Source organism: Bradyrhizobium sp. USDA 4369, assembly GCF_054056435.1.
This window is the reverse complement of sequence record NZ_JBSRYH010000001.1, coordinates 2,502,727-2,521,322: the sequence shown is the minus strand read 5'-3', so window position 1 is coordinate 2,521,322 and position 18,596 is coordinate 2,502,727. Positions and strand designations below refer to the sequence as shown.

Annotated in this window: 16 protein-coding genes and 1 pseudogene; 7 read left to right on the top strand and 10 right to left on the bottom strand. The window is 65.5% G+C overall.

The window, feature by feature from the left end:
- Window positions 1–7 precede the first annotated feature (7 nt).
- Window positions 8–1,414, bottom strand: a complete 1,407-nt coding sequence (locus ACVIJ6_RS11460; RefSeq protein WP_456772804.1) for a serine hydrolase domain-containing protein — start codon at window positions 1,412–1,414, stop codon at window positions 8–10.
- Window positions 1,415–1,555: 141 nt separating this feature from the next.
- Window positions 1,556–2,632: a helix-turn-helix domain-containing protein gene (locus tag ACVIJ6_RS11455; protein WP_456772803.1), complete on the bottom strand. Its 1,077-nt coding sequence runs from the start codon at window positions 2,630–2,632 to the stop codon at window positions 1,556–1,558.
- A gap of 139 nt (window positions 2,633–2,771) precedes the next feature.
- On the opposite strand from ACVIJ6_RS11455, the pseudogene ACVIJ6_RS11450 reads away from it, so the two are divergent.
- Both ACVIJ6_RS11450 and ACVIJ6_RS11445 read left to right on the top strand, forming a co-directional pair.
- A pseudogene (locus ACVIJ6_RS11450) lies at window positions 2,772–3,447 on the top strand (pirin family protein).
- Window positions 3,448–3,489: 42 nt separating this feature from the next.
- Complete coding sequence (locus tag ACVIJ6_RS11445; protein WP_456772802.1) at window positions 3,490–4,404, top strand: phosphoribosylaminoimidazolesuccinocarboxamide synthase; 915 nt, start codon at window positions 3,490–3,492, stop codon at window positions 4,402–4,404.
- A gap of 723 nt (window positions 4,405–5,127) precedes the next feature.
- Here the strand turns inward: ACVIJ6_RS11445 and ACVIJ6_RS11440 are convergent.
- Window positions 5,128–5,520 (bottom strand): nuclear transport factor 2 family protein, encoded by a 393-nt coding sequence (locus ACVIJ6_RS11440; RefSeq protein WP_456772801.1) that lies wholly within the window; start codon window positions 5,518–5,520, stop codon window positions 5,128–5,130.
- 209 nt (window positions 5,521–5,729) lie between these two features.
- On the opposite strand from ACVIJ6_RS11440, the gene ACVIJ6_RS11435 reads away from it, so the two are divergent.
- Window positions 5,730–6,209: an Lrp/AsnC family transcriptional regulator gene (locus ACVIJ6_RS11435; RefSeq protein ID WP_456772800.1), complete on the top strand. Its 480-nt coding sequence runs from the start codon at window positions 5,730–5,732 to the stop codon at window positions 6,207–6,209.
- A gap of 128 nt (window positions 6,210–6,337) precedes the next feature.
- On the opposite strand, the gene ACVIJ6_RS11430 is transcribed toward ACVIJ6_RS11435, so the two are convergent.
- The 4 genes from ACVIJ6_RS11430 to ACVIJ6_RS11415 form a co-directional block, all read right to left on the bottom strand.
- Window positions 6,338–7,015 (bottom strand): nitroreductase, encoded by a 678-nt coding sequence (locus tag ACVIJ6_RS11430; RefSeq protein ID WP_456772799.1) that lies wholly within the window; start codon window positions 7,013–7,015, stop codon window positions 6,338–6,340.
- Between the two features lie 121 nt (window positions 7,016–7,136).
- Window positions 7,137–7,799 carry an HAD hydrolase-like protein gene (locus ACVIJ6_RS11425; RefSeq protein WP_456772798.1) on the bottom strand — a complete coding sequence of 221 codons (663 nt, stop codon included), beginning with the start codon at window positions 7,797–7,799 and terminating at the stop codon, window positions 7,137–7,139.
- A 62-nt stretch (window positions 7,800–7,861) separates the two neighbouring features.
- The gene (locus ACVIJ6_RS11420; RefSeq protein ID WP_456772797.1) at window positions 7,862–8,554 is read right to left on the bottom strand and encodes a uridylate kinase; all 693 of its coding nucleotides are present in this window, start codon (window positions 8,552–8,554) and stop codon (window positions 7,862–7,864) included.
- A gap of 115 nt (window positions 8,555–8,669) precedes the next feature.
- The gene (locus ACVIJ6_RS11415) at window positions 8,670–9,533 is read right to left on the bottom strand and encodes an ornithine carbamoyltransferase (protein ID WP_456772796.1); all 864 of its coding nucleotides are present in this window, start codon (window positions 9,531–9,533) and stop codon (window positions 8,670–8,672) included.
- 135 nt (window positions 9,534–9,668) lie between these two features.
- On the opposite strand from ACVIJ6_RS11415, the gene ACVIJ6_RS11410 reads away from it, so the two are divergent.
- Window positions 9,669–10,757 carry a mandelate racemase/muconate lactonizing enzyme family protein gene (locus ACVIJ6_RS11410; protein WP_456772795.1) on the top strand — a complete coding sequence of 363 codons (1,089 nt, stop codon included), beginning with the start codon at window positions 9,669–9,671 and terminating at the stop codon, window positions 10,755–10,757.
- 20 nt (window positions 10,758–10,777) lie between these two features.
- Here the strand turns inward: ACVIJ6_RS11410 and ACVIJ6_RS11405 are convergent, their stop codons facing one another.
- On the bottom strand, window positions 10,778–11,407 hold the full coding sequence (locus tag ACVIJ6_RS11405) for a glutathione S-transferase family protein (protein WP_456772794.1): 630 nt from the start codon (window positions 11,405–11,407) through the stop codon (window positions 10,778–10,780).
- Between the two features lie 272 nt (window positions 11,408–11,679).
- Here ACVIJ6_RS11405 and ACVIJ6_RS11400 point away from each other — a divergent pair, with 272 nt between their 5' ends.
- Window positions 11,680–13,884, top strand: a complete 2,205-nt coding sequence (locus ACVIJ6_RS11400; protein ID WP_456772793.1) for an SLC26A/SulP transporter family protein — start codon at window positions 11,680–11,682, stop codon at window positions 13,882–13,884.
- Window positions 13,885–14,088: 204 nt separating this feature from the next.
- Window positions 14,089–14,718, top strand: coding sequence for a hypothetical protein (locus tag ACVIJ6_RS11395; RefSeq protein WP_456772792.1), 630 nt, complete (start codon window positions 14,089–14,091; stop codon window positions 14,716–14,718).
- 2 nt (window positions 14,719–14,720) lie between these two features.
- Here ACVIJ6_RS11395 and ACVIJ6_RS11390 read toward each other — a convergent pair whose 3' ends face one another.
- Together ACVIJ6_RS11390 and ACVIJ6_RS11385 are read right to left on the bottom strand one after the other, a co-directional pair.
- Complete coding sequence (locus ACVIJ6_RS11390; RefSeq protein WP_456772791.1) at window positions 14,721–16,217, bottom strand: NAD-dependent succinate-semialdehyde dehydrogenase; 1,497 nt, start codon at window positions 16,215–16,217, stop codon at window positions 14,721–14,723.
- A 168-nt stretch (window positions 16,218–16,385) separates the two neighbouring features.
- Complete coding sequence (locus tag ACVIJ6_RS11385) at window positions 16,386–16,706, bottom strand: hypothetical protein (protein ID WP_456772790.1); 321 nt, start codon at window positions 16,704–16,706, stop codon at window positions 16,386–16,388.
- 347 nt (window positions 16,707–17,053) lie between these two features.
- On the opposite strand from ACVIJ6_RS11385, the gene ACVIJ6_RS11380 reads away from it, so the two are divergent.
- A complete protein-coding gene (locus ACVIJ6_RS11380; RefSeq protein ID WP_250172878.1) occupies window positions 17,054–18,247 on the top strand; it encodes a serine hydrolase domain-containing protein in 1,194 nt (397 codons plus the stop codon).
- Window positions 18,248–18,596: the final 349 nt, after the last annotated feature.

The following is an 18,596-nucleotide window of genomic DNA, read 5'->3' as shown; positions in this document are numbered from 1 at the left end:
CCATGCGTCACTCGCCACGCGTCGCCACCACGACATCACTCACGAGCTGCGCCACGCCGTCGACCTCCGGCGGCCAGTTCACGGTGCGGCCGAAGCGCGCGATGACCAGGCGCTCGGAGGGGATGATGATGACATACTGGCCGAGCGTGCCCTTGGCGAAGAAGGCATCGCGCGGCCAGCCATGGGAGGAGCGGTAATTCGCGCCGAAACTGTCGCCGCGATTGGTCCAGAATCCGGCGCCGATGCCGACAAAGGCGTCCGGCGTCGGCATGCTGACATAGTCGACCCAGCCCGCGGGCAGGATGCGGCGGCCGCCGACGACACCGTCGTCGAGATGGAGTTGGCCGAGCCGCGCCCAATCGCGGGCCGTTGCCAGCATCTGGCTCGATCCCTCCGGCGTGCCGGCGGCGTCGACCTCGATCGTGACTTTGCGCATGCCGAGCGGATCGAACAGCTCGCGATGGGCAAAGCGCAGGACATCCGCCGCACTGCCGCCGGCGGCATCGCGGATGAGATGCGAGAGGATGACGGTGTTGCCGTCGTGATAGTTGAACACAGCGCCCGGATTGGTTTCGAGCGGCATGGATTCGGCGAACGCCGCGCGATCCGCCTCGACGAACTTCATCTGATTGACCGGCTCGAGCGCCGACAGCAACGAGGCCTGCAGTGAGCTGCCGAGCGCGAGCCCCGCGGTATGCCGCAGCAGATGATCGACGGTGATGGCGTGGCGCGGATCGATCTCGCTCCGCCACGCGCCGACGGGCACCGGCGCGTGCAGCGCGAGCCTGCCCTGGCGGACGAGAATGCCGACCAGGGTGGCGGTCATCGACTTGGTCGCAGAGAAACCGAGCAAGGGCGTGTCGAGCGTGAAGCCGGGGGCGTAACGTTCGGCGATCACCTTGCCGTCCTTGAGCACGATCACGGCATGCGTGCGCCGGAACGGCGGGGACTCCGGCTCGGAGAAGGCGCGATCGAGTGCAGCGGCAAGGGCAGGTGTCGCCGGCACCACGGGATAAGGCGGAGCGATCTCCGGGAGCGCGGCCGGCTGCACAGGAGCGGGCCGCGCCGGCGGCCAGCTTTGCGTCTCGCCATGGTCCAGATGACAGCCGAGCCCCTCGGCAAAGACCGCATGGCTGCGGCCGAGTCCCAGGAGCGTGACGGTAACGTCCTTGGCGGCACGATCCACATGGACGTCCATCGCCCAGCCCAGCAGGCCGGCACCGGGCATCGCGGCTTGGGTTTCGGACAGGATGCGGTCCGGGTCGAGACCGGAGACGAAGGTCTCCGAACACACGACGCCGGCGATGAAACCCGTCGCGATTTGGGGCACGTCGCGGGCGCGGGCGGCGGCGACGGCCAAGGCGGTCAGCGCAGTGGTGGCGAGAACAACGAGCAGCAGGCGGCGGCGAGTCATGAGAAGCTCCGGCGGATGGACCTGCCGGACGACAGCGCAGCGGCGGCCGCGGATCTCGCCGATTTCGAAGGATCGCCTCGCCGGAAGCCGCGGCGACCTCGCCGATTTCGAAATTCTCCTTCGATTTCAACATCGCAAACGTCACGCCGCGGACCGCCTCATGCGCCGGTATTCCGTCGGCGTCACCCCGGTCACCGCCTTGAAGGCGCGGTTGAAGGGGCCGAGCGACTGGAACCCGGCATCCATCGCGATGGTGATCACCGGCACCTCGGCCTGGGCGGGATCGGCGAGTGCCGCTTTCGCCTCCGCGATGCGGTGGCTGTTCAGGAAGCTGTTGAAGTTTCGGTAGCCGAGCTCGCTGTTGATCAGCCGCCGCAACCGGTATTCGGGAATGCCGAGCCTGGTGGCCAGCACGCCGATGGTGACGTTCTCCTGGCGGTAGATCCGCTCATCCGCCATCAGCCGGGTCAGCCGCTCGACCAGTCTGCGGTTCGCGACCGTCTCGCCCATTTTGGTCGCCGCAGCAGGTGCGGCCTCGCTGGCGGCCACGGACGGAGGCGTCTCCACGGCGAACACGTCGCCGGCGCCGACCCTCAGCAGCATCAGCGCGACGGTGCCGACCACCGCCAGGAACATCGCCGCGTTGATCACATTGGCGAGCTCCGACGCCCCGCCGCCGACGACCGCGATCTGCAGCAGCGCGTTGACGCCGCCATAGCCGAGCACCGCGATGACCACGACAGCGCGGACGCGCCTGCGTCGATCGACCAGATCCACCGACCACGAGCGGACCGTCTGCGCCAAGGCGAGCCCGACGAAGCCAAGCGCCAGCAGATTGTTGGCGACGATCACGAGCCGCACATGGCCGGACGGTCCCAGCGCGAGGCAACTGATCATGCTGAAACCGAACACTGTGAGCCAGATCAGGCCGTGCCACCAGCGCGGCGCAAAACCATCGTCGAACAGCGCGCGGCAGAACAGCCAGAGCACGACGATGGCGGCGGTCGCGAACGCGATCAGCGGCGCGACCGCCAGCGAGGGCGCCGCAGCGCCGCCGATATTGAACGTCAAGGCATGCGCCGCCGCGCCGAGCGCCAGGGCGATCGCGAGCCGGCCGCTCCATGGCCTGCCGAGGTCGCGTCCCAGCGACACGGCGAGCACCGCAAGCAATGCGATGGCGGCAGCACGCAACGCGAGATCAAGGCTTTCCAGCGGCATCAAGGCGGGTCCATTGTCAGCATCGGAACTCTAGGCTGGAGCAGGCTGTCGTTCAAATCGCGGCACGCTGCGGCCTCGAGCCCTGCCGTGGCCTCAGCAAAGCTGCTAAGCTCGCGCGACCACATCTCTGGAGGGTCCCATGAGCTGGCAGCCATCGATCGATCCCGAATTCGGCGATCCCGCCTCCTGCGATGCGCTGGAGCACGTCATCGTGCCGCGCACCCGCGATCTCGGCGACGGCTTCGCCGTGCGCCGCGCACTGCCGCATGGGCGGCGACAGATGGTCGGTCCGTTCATCTTCTTCGATCATTTCGGCCCGGTTCAGTTCGTCTCCGGCAAGGGCATGGACGTGCGGCCGCATCCGCATATTGGGCTCGCCACCGACGGTCAGCGACACCGGCTTCACCGCGCGCGTGATCGCCGGCAAAGCGTTCGGCGCGGCCTCGCCGGTGACGATGGTCTCGCCCTGGTTCTATGTCGAGGTCACTGCGCAGGCCGGAACGGTCGTTCCGCTCGATCCCGACCACGAGGAGCGCGCGATCTATATCGTCGATGGCGAAATCGAGATCGCGCGCGAGCGCCACACCGGGCCGCGGCTGCTGATCTTCCGCCCCGGTGACGCCATCAGCGTGCGCATCGTGAAGCCGACCCGGATGATGTTCCTGGGCGGCGACGCGCTGGAAGGGCCGCGCCACGTCTGGTGGAATTTCGTCTCCTCCAGCAAGGAGCGGATCGAACAGGCCAAGCAGGACTGGAAAACCGGCCGCTTCGCCGCCGTTCCGCAGGAGCACGAGTTCATTCCGCTGCCGGAATAGGCTATTGCGGTCGCAACGCTCCCGTTTCGAAGGCCCCGTACGATGACCACGCTTCTCGCCAGCAATCTGCCGCTCCCGAAGATCGGCCGCGGCAAGGTCCGCGACAGCTATGCCGTCGGCGACGACCGCGTGCTGCTGCTGACCACCGACCGCATCTCCGCCTTCGACGTCGTGATGAACGAGACCATCCCGATGAAGGGCACGGTGCTGACGCAGATCTCGGCCTATTGGTTCAATGCGCTGGAAGGCGTCGTGCATCACCACATGATCTCGGCCGATACCGACGCGATCATCGCCGAGGTGCCGGCGCTCGCGCCGCATCGCCAGGAGATCCTGGGCCGCGCGATGCTGTGCAAGCGCACGACCGTGTTCCCGATCGAATGCGTGATCCGCGGCTATCTCTCCGGCTCGGCCTGGAAGGAATACGCGGCGAGCGGCACCCTCGCCGGCGAGCAGTTGCCTACAGGCCTGGTCGAGAGCCAGAAGCTGGAGCCCGCGATCTTCAGCCCGGCGACCAAAGCCGAGACCGGCCATGACGAGAACATCACCATCGCACGGATGCGCGAGGTGGTCGGCGATGACACCGCCTACACGCTGGAGAGCATGACGCGCGCGGTCTATACGCTCGGCGAGACGCTCGCCCGCGAGCAGGGCATCATCATCGCCGACACCAAGTTCGAGTTTGGCCGCGACAAGGACGGCCACATCATCCTGATCGACGAGGTGATGACGCCTGACAGCTCGCGCTTCTGGGCGGTCGACGCCTATCAACCAGGCCAGCCGCAGCCGAGCTTCGACAAGCAGCCGCTGCGCGACTATCTCGACGCCGAGCGCAAGGCCGGCCGCTGGAACGGCGAGGCCCCGCCGCCGCCACTGCCGCAGAGCGTGGTCGACGCCACCAGCCAGCGCTATCTCGAGGCGTTTCGGCGGGTGACGGGGCGTGAGCTGAAGATCTGAGACGTGCTCGGTGCCGCTCGCAGTCATCGCGAGCAACGGTGAGCGCCGCCCTGACGTCTCCCCGCAAGCAGCACGGCCACAGCATATCGCGATTGACCTGTTGCGCCCGTCTGTTTCCACACCGTCATGGCCGGGCTTGTCCCGGGCATGACGGTGAAAGTTATCGACAGTGGTTGCGGGCTGCGATCGAACATGGGTTCGAATATGATCGTTCTGCCGAAAGCTGGGCGAGGTGGGCACCATCGGGTCGTGGACCGACCGCACTCTTGGCTTCCGATCTCAATGACGGATCATCCATCAACATTCGAGGACAGACGCGCATCATCGGCCTCGCGGCGCGACGGCCCGAGCTTTACGGATCAATCTCGCCCTTGAAAAAGCCGAGGGCGCAGGGAAGGCGGGGAGCTGGCTGCTCCCATGGCCCGCGTGCGAAAGAAAATGCACGCGGCGGTCACCACAGGTTCAGCCGGACATCCCGGCCCTCCCTGCGCGATGGGTTTAACGGCTGCTCCACGCTCTCCCCGGGGACCGGCTTGTTTGCCCCGTCCTGATGACACGTCATGTCACAGATCATGTCACAACGAACTTAGCGCTAGCATCGGGACAGGATGCGGGGGATAAGAGCACGCATTTCTGAAAATACGCAAGATAGACCGCTGCGATAGAACAGCCCGACGGGCAGTTTTCGCGCAGCTGACATGCAGCGCAGCAACGAACGCATGATCACCCGGTGGCCAAAAAGCGGCTCTCGATATGAAACGACTTGGCCGTCACCAGCCACTCGCCGTCAATCAGGTGGAAGCAGAGATAGTCGAGATAAAGCGTTTGATCGATCCGCACGCGGACCTTCGCCAGCGCCTGGGATGGCGAGGCGAGGTCGATCAGCAGGACCTCCTGATGGCGTGGCGCCGCTTTCGACTGAGGCGAGGGAGTGGTCGCCAACAGCTGACGATACTCAACCGCGGTGAGAACACGCAGACCGCCGTCACGCAGGCCGTGCAGTCGCGCGGTGGGCGCAAACACACGATCGAATTGCTCGACATCGGAATCGAACATCAGATCGAAATATCTCTCGACGGCAACGATCACGGATCGGTGCGCAGCAATATCGGCCATATTCGACGTCTCCCGGGCTGGTGAAGGCAAGATCATGCGACGGAGACCGGCTGAGCACCCGCAAGCTGGCCCATCAGCCTCTCCGCGCACCCGCTGTTGGTCGACAGGGATATTGATCCTGAACTGGAGCGCATGTCCTTGCGAACTGTGCTATCTTGCCGACGGACGACGCAACGAATGATCCGCTGCCTGCCGCGATTGTCAGAGATATGCCAAAAGCCAGACTCGACGCGATCGATCAACGCATCATCGGAGAGCTGCAGGCCGATGCGCGGCTGAGCAATGTCGACCTTGCCGACCGGGTCGGATTGTCACCTTCGCCCTGTCTTCGCCGCGTCAAGCGGCTGGAGCAGGAGGGCGTCATCCAGGGCTATCGCGCTGTCCTGAATCGCGACAGCGTCGGCCTCGGATTTTCCGCATTTCTCGCGGTCAAGATCGAAGGGCATGCGAACGAACATGCCTTGGCCTTCGAGGACACGGTGTGTGCGATGCCGGAAGTCCTCGCCTGCCATCTCGTCTCCGGCGACTCGGACTACCTGCTCGAGGTCGTCACCGCTGATCTGGAGCACTATCGGCGGTTCCTGGTGGAACGGCTGCTAAGCTTGTCGATCGTGCGCGAAGTCAGGAGCAACATCGCCATCCAGACCCGCAAGGCTGCGGCCCCGCTGCCGTTGGAGCAGCCGCGCTGATCCTGCTGATAGACGCCTGGATTGCTGCGGCACATGCGCCATAGGGTGGGCGCAGCCATGCTGCTCGCAACCGACGCCGAAGCCGCTGCAGCCGTGATCGAGGATTTCTGCCAGCGCTTGGAGCGCGGCTAATCGTCAAACCCCACGAACACGGTCGCCTCTTTCACCGACTTCCGCTCCGACACCACGGCGTTGGCTGGAAAATCGTGATCCGGCCAGCCGAGCGCGATGCTCTTCATGATGACCTGATCGTCGGCGATACCGGCGTGCTCGCGCACGACCGGCGACTGCATGATGCCCTGGCTGTTGATGACCGCGCCGAGGCCGCGGGACCAAGCGGCATTGACCAGCGCCGTGGTGACGGCGCCGCAATCGAACGGCGTATCGTCGCTGCCGGCGAGCACACGGTCATAAGTGACGATGATGCACACCGGCGCGTCGAACTGACGGAAACCGCGCAGCACCCAATCCTGGCGCTTCTCCTTGTCGTCGCGCGCGATGCCCATGGCGGAGAACAATTGCTTGGCGACGCCGATCTGGCGCTCGCGGTGCTGCCCGTCGAACGGCTGACCGATGCGAAACTCGCGCGACTGCGGCACGCCGGCCAGCATGCGCTCGGTGTTGCCGGCGCGGATGCGGTTGAGTGGCTCGCCGGTGATGACGTAGAAATTCCACGGCTGGGTGTTCATCGACGACGGCGCGCGCATCGCCAGCGTGAGGATTTCCTCGATCAGCGCCCTCGGCACGGGATCGGGCTTGTAGCCACGGATGCTGCGGCGGCCGAGGATGACGTCGTCGAATTCCATGCGTGGTATTCCTGCCCTGAGATTATTTGGTCGCGATCTTCGCGGCTTTTGAGTTCGGGCGCAAGATTGCGACCCGCCAGGACGCCATCATGGATCCAACAGAAGCTGCTCGACCGGATGATCACCGCAGCATCGCCAGCACCGTGCGCGCGAGATCGGCCGGGTTTTCCACGAGGCGTTCTGCGCCGGCGGTTTCGAGCTCGTCGCGGCTGCCATAGCCCCAGAGCACACCGAGACTCTTCATCCGCACGGCGTGGGCGCCGGCGACGTCATGGCGGCGGTCGCCGACCATGAGGCTGTCTTGCGCGGCGATATTCCGTTCGTCGAGGATATGCGCGAGCAGCTCGGGTTTGTGGTCGAGCGCGCCTGACGGCACCGAGCCGTGAATGGCCTGGAAAAACGACGCCAGATCGAGATGCTCCAGGATGCGCCGCGCGAACACCTCGCGCTTCGACGTCGCGAGATAGATCCGCAAGCCGGCGTCGTGCATCGCCTGCAGCGCCTCGCGCATGCCGGGATAGAGCGCGCTGCCGAACAGGCCGACATCACCATAATGCCGGCGATAGGCCAGAACGGCGTCGTCGACCCGATCGTCGCCATGAGCCTGCAGCAGCACGCGCAGCATGTCCTGCAACGGTGGACCGATCACGGCCGTGACATCGAGCGTGTCGTCAGGCGTGTGTCCCAGCGACCGCAACGCCGCCAGCGCACTCGCGGCAATGCCGGGACGTGAGTCGATCAGGGTGCCGTCGAGATCGAGCAGGACTGAATGGATCGGGGACATGGCTGAGCATAGCGCGTCACCGTATACCTGCAAACATCCAGCCCCATTTTCACATCAAGTGCTCAGCCGCGCAGGTCCGGCGAGAGCCTGCCTCCTCTTCTGAAGCGAATTGTCGGGTGATCCATATCGTCGTTGTTGAAAACGACATCGGCGGTTCCGGCTGGAGCACAGGTCTCTTCATAGAAGTCAAAGGCAGGCCCATAGCGCTCTGCATAGACCTTCATGGCGATCTGCTGGCCGAGGCGGTCGCGGCTAAGGCCTCTTGCATCAGAGATGCGTCTCGACGTCTCTACAAAGATCACGATGTCCCAATGATCCCGCAGCTCGGGTCGTTGAAGGAAGGTCCCGTCGACGACCAGCACGGCATCGACCGGCGCCAGCGCGGAAGGTTGCGCGATCGCCACATCACGTTCGAGGTCGAAGGACGCCGTCCTGTAGAGGCGATCGCCACCGGGCGCCAATGGCTCCAGCAACAGGGTTCTGACGGCGGACAGATCGCGGGCATCATCGTAATACCCGAGAGCGGAGAACCGTCCGCGCGCGTAGCGCTGAGCTTTCGGACGATGAAACCCGTCAATCGATGTCCGGATGACCGGGCGGCCGCTTCGCTTGATCAGCTCTGCCAACTCGTCCGACAGGGTTGTCTTGCCCGATGCCGTTCGGCCATCGACGGCCACTCTCATCGGATGACCCATCTCAAGGCGCGAAATCCGAAGGGCCAGATCATGCAACGCCGCCACGCGATTTGAATTCATCGACACCTCTACTGTCGCTCACAGCCGGCCCAGGTTCAGGATCAAGGCCGACAGGACAGCGCAAAATTCAAGCTCTTCATCCAAAGCACAATGCGTAGGGGGCCAAGACCGGAGGTCACCGCGCGGCGAAGACCCATTCGAGCGCGGCATTCTGCGCGTGCAGCAGGAACGCCTTGGCCTGTACCGTGCGGCAGGCGCGATGCCGCATGGCATCAGCGGAGACCTCGTCTCCCCTCGTCACCGGCGGACAAGGCAGGAAGTCCAGGTCGGGCCGGAGGCCATCCAGCAGCGCCGCTGTGATCTGATAATCCTGCAAGGCACCGGCGTCGTCATCTCTCGGCGAGCAATCGGTGACGACCACATCGGCGTCCCGCAATTCGCCGAGATCGGTCGCGACGCGAAAGCGCGGCGAATCTCCGGGCGCATGCCATTGCGCCGGGTAGACCTGGACGACGTCGATCGGCAGCACCTGCGCGGCCTCGATCCACGAACCCAGGATGTTCGCAGCAGGCGCCACCACGGCGATCTTCAATCCATCGATCGCGCCGCGGCGATGCCACAGGAAGGCCAGGTCGCCGAGCGTCTCGCAGGGATGATTCTGCCGCGTGCGCGCGTTGATCACCGGCGCCTGCGCCCAGTGGGACAAGGCATAGAGCATCTCGAGCTCCGGCGTGCGGCAGACCACCGCATCGAACCAGTTGTCGAGATAAGCGGCGAGATCCTCGACCGCCTCCGTGGCGTTGAGACGTATCGGCGCATGCACGCACAGACCGCCCATCGATCGCACGCCGAGATCGAAAGCGGTGGTATTGCGCCAGCCGCCATCATCGACGATGAGGGCGATGCGCCGGCCTGCAAGCGTCTGCGGCATCTCGCGCGTCTGCCAGCAGGCCGCAAGCTCCTGCGCTCGCGTCAGCATGCCCAGTATATCGGAGCCATCGAGGTCACCCAGAGCCAGGATGTCGCGATCGCTCGTCATTCAAAATCACCACATCCAGGGATCATGCTGATCCATATCGAGGCCCGGCCCGTGTCGGTCATGCGCCGTTCGCATTTGCCCTCGCCGCATCACGAGCATAACCTTCATCAAAAATCCAGGGAAGGAACCGCGCCGATGGCACTGATTGCATCGATCGAGACCGGGCTCTATCGCATTCCGCTCAGCGTGACGTTGTCTGACAGCACGCATGGCGCGATGACGGCGTTCGAGCTGATCACCTGCCGGGTGCGCGATGCCGATGGCGCCGAAGGCGTCGGCTACACCTATACGGTCGGGCGCAATGGCGGCGCTGTTGCCGACATCGTCGGGCGCGAGATCCCCGATCTGACCGCGGGCCATGATGCCGACGATACCGAGGCGATCTGGCATCGGGTGTGGTGGGGCCTGCATTATGGCGGGCGCGGCGGACCGGTCGTGCTGGCGCTGTCGGCGCTCGACATTGCGCTCTGGGATCTCAAGGCGCGGCGCGCGGCACTGCCGCTGTTCCGCCTGCTCGGCGGCTTCGATGCCGGCGTGCCCTGCTATGCCGGCGGCATCGACCTCGATCTGTCGATCGATGCGTTGCTGAAGCAGACCGACGACAATCTCGCCAAGGGTTTTCGCGCCATCAAGATGAAGGTCGGTCGCCCCGATCTCGGAGCCGACGTCGCGCGGGTCGCCGCGATGCGCAGGCATCTCGGCGATGGCTTCCCGCTGATGGCCGATGCCAACATGACGTGGACGGTCGAGGAGGCGATCCGCGCGGCGCGCGCGCTGCAGCCCTATGATCTCACCTGGCTGGAGGAGCCGACCATTCCCGACGACATCGCCGGCCATGCCCGCATCCTGGCCGCCGGCGGCGTGCCGATCGCGGCGGGCGAGAATTTGCGTTCGCTATGGGACTTCAAGAACTACATCGCCGCTGGCGCCGTGTCCTATCCCGAGCCCGACGTCACCAATTGCGGCGGCGTCACATCGTTCATGAAGATCGCGCGGCTCGCCGAGGCCTTCAATCTGCCGGTGACCAGCCATGGCGCGCATGACATCACCGTACACCTGCTCGCCGCCTGCCCGAACCGCTCGTTCCTCGAAGCGCACGGCTTCGGCCTCGACCGCTACATCGAACATCCGCTGGTGCTGCAGAATGGCCTCGCGCTGGCGCCGGCGCGGCCCGGCCACGGCATCACATTCGACTGGGACGGGCTGGCCAAACTGGCGGCGTGAGAGCAAGCCGATCCGCCAGGTCACGCCTTCGCGCTCGGGCGGCTCGACACCTCCTGGTGCCATCGCCTGAGATGGCGCAGCTGCTCTGGTGGATCGAGCTTCGCGCGCGCGGCAAAATCGACCGTCACCATGGCGCTGATGTCGGCGATCGTGAAGGCGGCTCCGCCGACGAAGGCGTGATCGGCGAGCCGCGCATCGAGCCATGCCAGGAAATGCCGCGCCCGCAGACGGCCGCGCTCCGCCAGCGCCGGAATCTGCTCGAGCGGCAGCGGGCCCGGCAGCGCGCGGTGCTCCAAACCCGGCATGCTGTTCCGGAACGCTTCCTGGATGGCGTAGATGCCATCCCACTCGATGCGCCGGACCCAGCATTCGATCAGCGCCCGCTCTTCCGCGTCTCGCCCCATCAGGGCAGGCTCAGGATGCAGCTCCTCGATGTAGCGGCAGATCGCGATGATGTCGGTAATGGCCGCGCCGCTGTCGAGCGCGAGCACCGGCACCGTGCAATCGGGATTCATCGCGCGAAACGCCGGGGCAAACTGCTCGCCTGCGCGCAGATCGACCTGCACCGTGGGAAGCGTGAGACCTTTCTCGGCGAGAAAGATGCGCACGCGGCGCGGACTGGGCGCCGTTGCGGAATCGTACAGCATCATGAGGGCTCTCCCAGCCAGTCTCGGCGCGATTGACGGCCTGTCGCGGGCCGATGAGGCCGGGGCCTGCCGACCTCCTGCTCCGGGCCGCGCTGCCACATCCTCAACGCGAACATGGTCCCGCGCCGCATCCTCAACGAACCGCCCTTTTGTTGCAAGGATTTGCGGCATCGCCGCAGGCCGGCTCTGCCATCCCGAACTTGTCATAAAATTGTCACTTGCGCCGGGCGGCTGTCAGCCTACCAGTGGCGCCTATTGAATTGAGGCTTATTGGTGTGAGCAACACGGTTTCGGCCACGATCGGCCATTCGGCCGCGCGACGCGGTTTCGAGGATATTCTTGGCGGCGCCGCCGCCAGCGTTCTGACCATCACTTACGGCCTGTCCTATACGCTGCTGATCTTCGCAGGGCCGCTCGCGCCCTATCTCAGCCACGGCATCGGCATCACCTTCACCGTCTCGGCGCTGATGGCGCTGGTGCTGGCGCTCGGCAGCTCGCTGCCATTTGCAATCGGGGCGCCGGACAGTTCGATTGCCGCGACGACCGCGATCCTGGCCGGCACAATCGCGGACCGGCTCGGCGGAGCCGCTCCCGCCGCGGCCCTGCTGCCGGTGGTGCTCATCACCTTCGGGCTCGCCAGCCTCGCCACCGGATTGATCCTGGGCGGCCTCGGCACCACGCAGCTCGGCCGCGCCATCCGCTACGTGCCCTATCCGGTTGTCGCCGGCTTTCTTGGCGCCACCGGCGCGCTCATCCTGCTCGGCGCCATCAGCGTCGTCACCGGTCAGCAGCTGGAGCTGGCGACGCTCGGCGTCTTCGCCACGCGGCAGGTGCTGTACGAACTCGGCGCAGCGGCGGTCATGGCGCTGGTGCTGTACCTGACCTGGCACCGGTCGCGCTGGCCGTTCAGCCTGCCACTGATTCTGATCGTCGCGACCTTGGCTGCCCATGGCGGCTTCTGGCTGGCCGGTATTTCGCCCACGGCGGCGCAGACGCTGGGATGGACGTTCCTGCCGCCGCAGCACGTGGCGCTGGCCTGGCCGTGGACGATCGATGCGCTCAGTCATTTTCCCTGGCATGCGCTGCCGGCACTGGCCGGCGACATCATCGCCGTCATCTTCGTCACCGCCTGCAGCACGCTGTTCAACACGACGGGCATCGAGGTCGCGACCCATAGCGAGGCCAATATCGAGCGCGAGCTCACCGTCACCGGCCTCGGCAACATCCTCGCCAGCAGCATCGGCGGCTACCCCGGCTGCATCTCGGTGAGCCGCACCATCCTGAATTTCAGCGCCGGCGGCAGCGGCCGGCTGTCGGGACTGACAGCGGCGGCCATCGCGCTGTCGATGCTGGTGCTGGCGCCGTCCCTGCTCGGCTACATGCCGAAATTCGTGCTCGGCGGACTGCTGCTCTATCTCGGCGCCGACACGCTGTACAAATGGGCGGTGCAGTCGCGCCGGCGGCTGTCGCTGATCGAATATGCCTCGCTGCTTGCAATCATCATCATCATCCTGAAATGGGGCTTCATCGCCGGGATCGTGCTCGGCATCGTGATCGGCTGCACCGCCTTCGCCTTCAGCGCGGCGCGCATCAACCCGATCAAATACAGCTTCGACGGCACCGAATATCGCAGCTCGCTCGACCGCTCGCGCGAGCAGCAGGAGATCCTCGCGCTGCATGGCGGCGAGATCCATGGCCTCAACCTGCAGAGCTATCTGTTCTTCGGATCGGCCAACCGGCTGTACCGCCACGTCAAGGCGCGGCTGCAGCGCCGTTCCGAATGCCGCTTCCTGGTGCTCGATTTCCGGCTCGTGACCGGCATGGATTCCTCGGCCGCCTACAGCTTCAGCCAAATCAAGCGGCTGGCGCGCGACCGCCACGTCCAGATCGCGATGGCGCATCTGACGCCCGCGATCGAGCGGACGCTGCGCGCCGGCGAGTTCATCACCAAGGATGTGGTGATCACGCCGGAGCTCGATCATGCGCTCGAACGCTGCGAGAACGCGATCATCGCGCGCCATCAGGGCCATGCCCAGGACGAGGCCTCGCTACGCGACTGGTTCGCCGCCATCCTCGGCAGCGACGCCGATGCCAGCGAGTTGATGCGCCGCTGCGAACGGCTCGACGTGCCCGCCGGCACCACCATCGTGCGCGCCGGCGACGAGGCTGCCTCGATGCATTTCATCCTCGACGGCCGGGTCGGCGTCATGGTCCCGGCCGAGCGAGGCGGCACGACGCGGGTGCGCAGCCTCGGCCGCTACACGACGATCGGCGAGATGGGGCTGGTGGCGCATACGCCGCGCAGCGCGACGATCCAGGCCGAGACCGACAGCGTGCTCTACGAGCTGACCATCCCGCAATTCGACGCCATCACGCGCGAGCACCCGGCGCTGGCGCAGAAGCTGCTGACCTATTTCGTGACGATCATGGCGGAGCGGCTGAGCTTCGCCAATCGCACGATCGCGGTGCTGAGGCGGTAGCCCGGCCGTCAACAGGCGCAAGGCAGACTCACGCCGCGACCCGGGCTTGCGGCAGCGGCGCGCGCCCGAGACGATCGGTCGCAGTCGGCACTGGGGCACCGCCGTCGCCATTAACCCATCGTTTACCCTGCGGGACTACGCCTCGATACAGTTTGTAATGTTCAGAAATATATAGAAGAGCACATCAGCTCGTTGCGGGCGCTCATGGCGATCGTTCAAAGCGCGAACCAGATCTCTCCCGCCATGGAGCGGGTCTATCACCAGAGCAACCTGCTCGGTGAATGGAAGGGCAGTTGGACGGCCAACAATCAGGCCGTGAGCTTCAAGGTCGTGAACATTCGCGGCGCCCAGGCCACGGTGGAATACACCCACCATGGACGCACCGAGCGCGGCATCGGCAAGGTCAACGGCTCCACCATCGACTTCGGCCCCGTGACGCTCGGAACCAAGAACGGCAAGAACGCCGTGCTGCTGTTCTCGGCCGGCGGCGGCAAGGCCACCGCGATGCTCGAAAAGCAGGCCCCTCCCGCCAATGAGAGCAACCTGACGGGCAGCTGGGCCGGCTATTCGAGCGACAACGGAAAGAGCGCGAGCTTTCGCGTCCTGGCCGTCAAGGGCAATGAGGCACAGGTCAGCGTCACCACCGACGGCATCACGCGACAAGGCATCGGCATCGTCTACAAGAACGTCATCATGTTCGGTCAGTCGCAGATCTCGACCAATGACGGCAAGAGCGGGAAGGTGATCTACCAGGTCGGCAACAAATCCTTCATGGTGCCGGTGAACAAGCTTCCCGCGGTCTCGACGTCATCTTCGGTCGACAGGTCGGCCTGATCTCACACACCGGCCATCATCACATATTTGATCTCGAGATATTCCTCGATGCCGTGATGCGAGCCCTCGCGTCCCAGGCCGCTCTCCTTGACACCGCCGAACGGCGCCACTTCGGTGGTGATCAGGCCGGTGTTGACGCCGACCATGCCCGACTCCAGCGCCTCCGCCACGCGCCAGACGCGGCCGAGATCGCGGGCGTAGAAGTAGGAGGCGAGACCGAACGGCGAGGCGTTGCACATCGCGATGACGTCGGCCTCGCCATGAAAGCGGATGACCGGCGCGAGCGGGCCAAACGTCTCCTCATGCGCGACCAGCGCATCCGGCTTCACATTCGATAGAACCGTCGGCTCGAAGAAGGTGCGGCCGAGCGCATGGCGCTTGCCGCCGGTGACGATCGTCGCACCGCCCTTCACCGCATCGGCGATATGGCGCTCGACCTTCTCCACCGCCTCCTCGTTGATGAGCGGTCCCTGCACGACGCCGGCCTCGGTGCCGTCGCCGATTTTCATCGCCGCGACCCGGGCCGCCAGCTTCTCGACGAAGGCGTCGTAGATGCCGTCCTGCGCATAGAGGCGGTTGGCGCAGACGCAGGTCTGGCCCATGTTGCGGTACTTCGAGACGATGGCGCCTTCGACCGCCGCATCGACATCGGCATCGTCGAACACAACGAACGGCGCGTTGCCGCCGAGTTCGAGGCCGAGCTTCTTCACCGTGCCGGCGGACTGGCGGTACAGGATCTTGCCAACCTCGGTCGAGCCGGTGAAGCCGACGAAGCGAACGGCCGGATGCTCGCACAGCACCTTGCCGATCGGCGGCGCGTCGCCGGTGATGATGTTGAGCACGCCCTTCGGAATGCCGGCGCGCTCCGCCAGCACGGCGAGCGCCAGCGCCGACAGCGGCGTCTCATTGGCCGGCTTCAGCACCACAGTGCAGCCGGCGGCGAGCGCCGGAGACACTTTGCGGGTGATCATCGAGTTCGGAAAATTCCACGGCGTAATCGCACCGCAGACGCCGATCGGCTGCTTGAGCGCGAGCAGCCGTGCATCCGGCTTCTGCGTCGGGATCGTCTCGCCATAGACGCGACGCGCCTCCTCGGCGAAGAACTCGATATAGGCGGCGCCGATATCGACCTCGCCGAGCGCCTCGGTGAGCGGCTTGCCCTGCTCGGAGGTGAGGATCAGCGCGAGATCCTCGCGGTTCGCAACGATCAGCTCGAACCATTTGCGCAGGAGATTGGAGCGCTGCTTGGCCGTCAGCCTGGCCCAGGCCGGGAAGGCCCGCGCGGCGGCCTCGACCGCCTGCGTCGTCTCCGTGGCGCCGAGCTGCGCCACCTTGGCGAGTTCGGCACCGGTGGCCGGATTGTTGACCGGGAAGACGGGAACGCCGACCCAGCTGCCGTCGATATAGCACTGCTCACGCAGCAGCGAGCCGTCCTTCAGGCGTTCCCGCAGGCTGGCAGTCGCGGACGGCGTGGAGCGGGTGGCTGCGGTCGGTGTCATCGGGCAACTCCTCGAAAGCGAGCAATATGTCGCTTCGAATATAGCCACCGCCCGGCGCAGGCGCACGGTGTGTGCGCCGCCTGAACGGTACATTCGATCTGGCCAACCGTGCCTTTCCAGCACCAAATGCGTACCAACGGCGCGAGCTGGCCGCCCGATGACAGCGGCTCAGGCCGCGCCGCTCATATAGGTCTCGCGACGTCCGATCATCCGCTCGGCTGCCGCCTTGGCGTCGGCCTTGGTCGACGTCGCGCAGGTGCGGTATTCGAGGTCCGGCAGCACCGCGGGGTCGCGGCGTCCGAACCAGGATTTCTGGCCGACCGGCAGCAGCGCCAGCGCCTGCGCGACATTGTCCACGGCGCCGAACGCGTACAATGCACCGGTTGCGGCGATCCGCACCTCGTAGATTCCGGGCGTGATCGGCGCCTCGATGTTGTCACCGCGGCCGGGCCGCGGATACCGCTTCCACTCGCTCCATGTCGAAATCATATCGCCCCCATTTGGCGGTCGTTGCCGCCAAAAACGTCTCGTGCGGCCTGAAAAGACCGGCTTGTTCAACCCTTTAATGCAGAAATGGTTGCAACTCACAACAGGACCAGGCCCGTGATGGGAACATGGCCCCCATGTGGCAGGCTCGCGGCTCGACGGAACTAACCATGATTCTCTGAGGAATTTGAAGGGATGTGACCTTCCGGACGGCCTTCTCCCCTGCCGCGATCATTCGCGCCGCATCATCACGAGATCGCGACCAGCCGCACGGCGGACGGTTCTTGCTGGCCGGAACGGCGCAGGAAACAATCGCCCGCCGTCACACAAGAACGGAACGGGAGGACATCATGCAGAACAAGACCGATATTGATCGCGGATTGCGGCAGAGGGCCGAGGCCGGCGAGATCCCCGGCGTCGTCGCCGTCGCCGCGGACAGCAACGGCGTCATCTACGAAGGCGCCTTCGGCAAGCGCGACCTCGGCCGCGACGACCCGATGACGACAGACAGCGTGTTCTGGATCGCGTCGATGACCAAGGCGATCACCTGCGCCGCCGGCATGCAGCTGGTCGAACAGGGACGGCTATCGCTGGACGCGCCGATCGGCCAGGTCCTCCCCGATCTTGCCGCGCCGAAGGTGCTGGACGGCTTCGACGCCCATGGCGAGCCAATCCTGCGGCCGGCCAGGACCGCGATCACCTTGCGTCATCTGATGACCCATACCGCCGGGTTCTGCTACGACATGTGGAACGGCGACATGGCGAGCTATGTGCAGAAGGCCGGCACGCCCGGCATCATCACCTGCAAGAACGACGCGCTGACGCTGCCGCTCGCCTCCGACCCGGGCACGCGCTGGGAATATGGCATCAACATCGACTTCGTCGGCAAGGCGGTGGAGGCCGTGAGCGGCGTGACGCTCGATCGCTACCTGCGCGACAATCTGTTCGCGCCGCTCGGCATGGACGATACCGGCTTCAAGCTCGGCGCATCGCAACGCGCACGGCTGGTCGGCATGCATGCCCGCGGCGAAGACGGCGCGCTGGCCCCGATTCCGTTCGAGATCGAGCAGGAGCCGGAATTTCACATGGGCGGCGGCGGACTCTACGGCACCGCCGGCGACTACATCCGCTTCACCCGGATGATCCTCAACAACGGCCGCGGCAATGGCAACCAGGTGCTGAAGCCGGAGACCGTCGCAGCGATGCGCGACAACCATATCGGCGAGCTGGAGATGACCAAGATGGCGGCCGCTGTGCCGGGGGTCACCAATGACGTCGATCTCTATCCGGACATCGTCAAGAAATGGGGCCTGAGCTTCATGATCACGACGGCGCCGACGCCGGAGGGCCGCAGCGCCGGCAGCCTCGCCTGGGCCGGCCTCGCCAACACGTATTACTGGATCGATCCCGCGCGGGACGTCACCGGCGTAATCCTGATGCAGCTGTTGCCGTTCGCGGACCGGCTGTGCCTGGAGACCTTCGCCGGCTTCGAGCGCGCAGTCTATGCCGGCCTGGATGCCGCCGGCGGACGGAAGGCCGCGTGATGCATTGAGACAGCGCGGAGGCGCGCGATCGAAAACATCGCGCGCCTCTGATATTTTACGTGGCCTCAACTAATGGAGTTCTCTGCGCTCTCCCGGGCAAGCTTGAGTTCCGCTCTGCTGGAGCTGGAGGCATTCAAACTGCTGCCGCACCGACGGTGCGCTCCCTCCCCGCTCTTACGGAGGGGGTCAGGGTGAGTGGCAGACGCCCGGGAAGTGTTCGCGGTCATATGATGTAGACCCCCGCCGTGATCGTCGCGAAGGCGGGCGATCCAGTACGCCATGGCGTTTCGGTTCGATATCTTCTGCCGCGGAATACTGGATGCTCCGCATGCGCGGAGCATGACTGCGT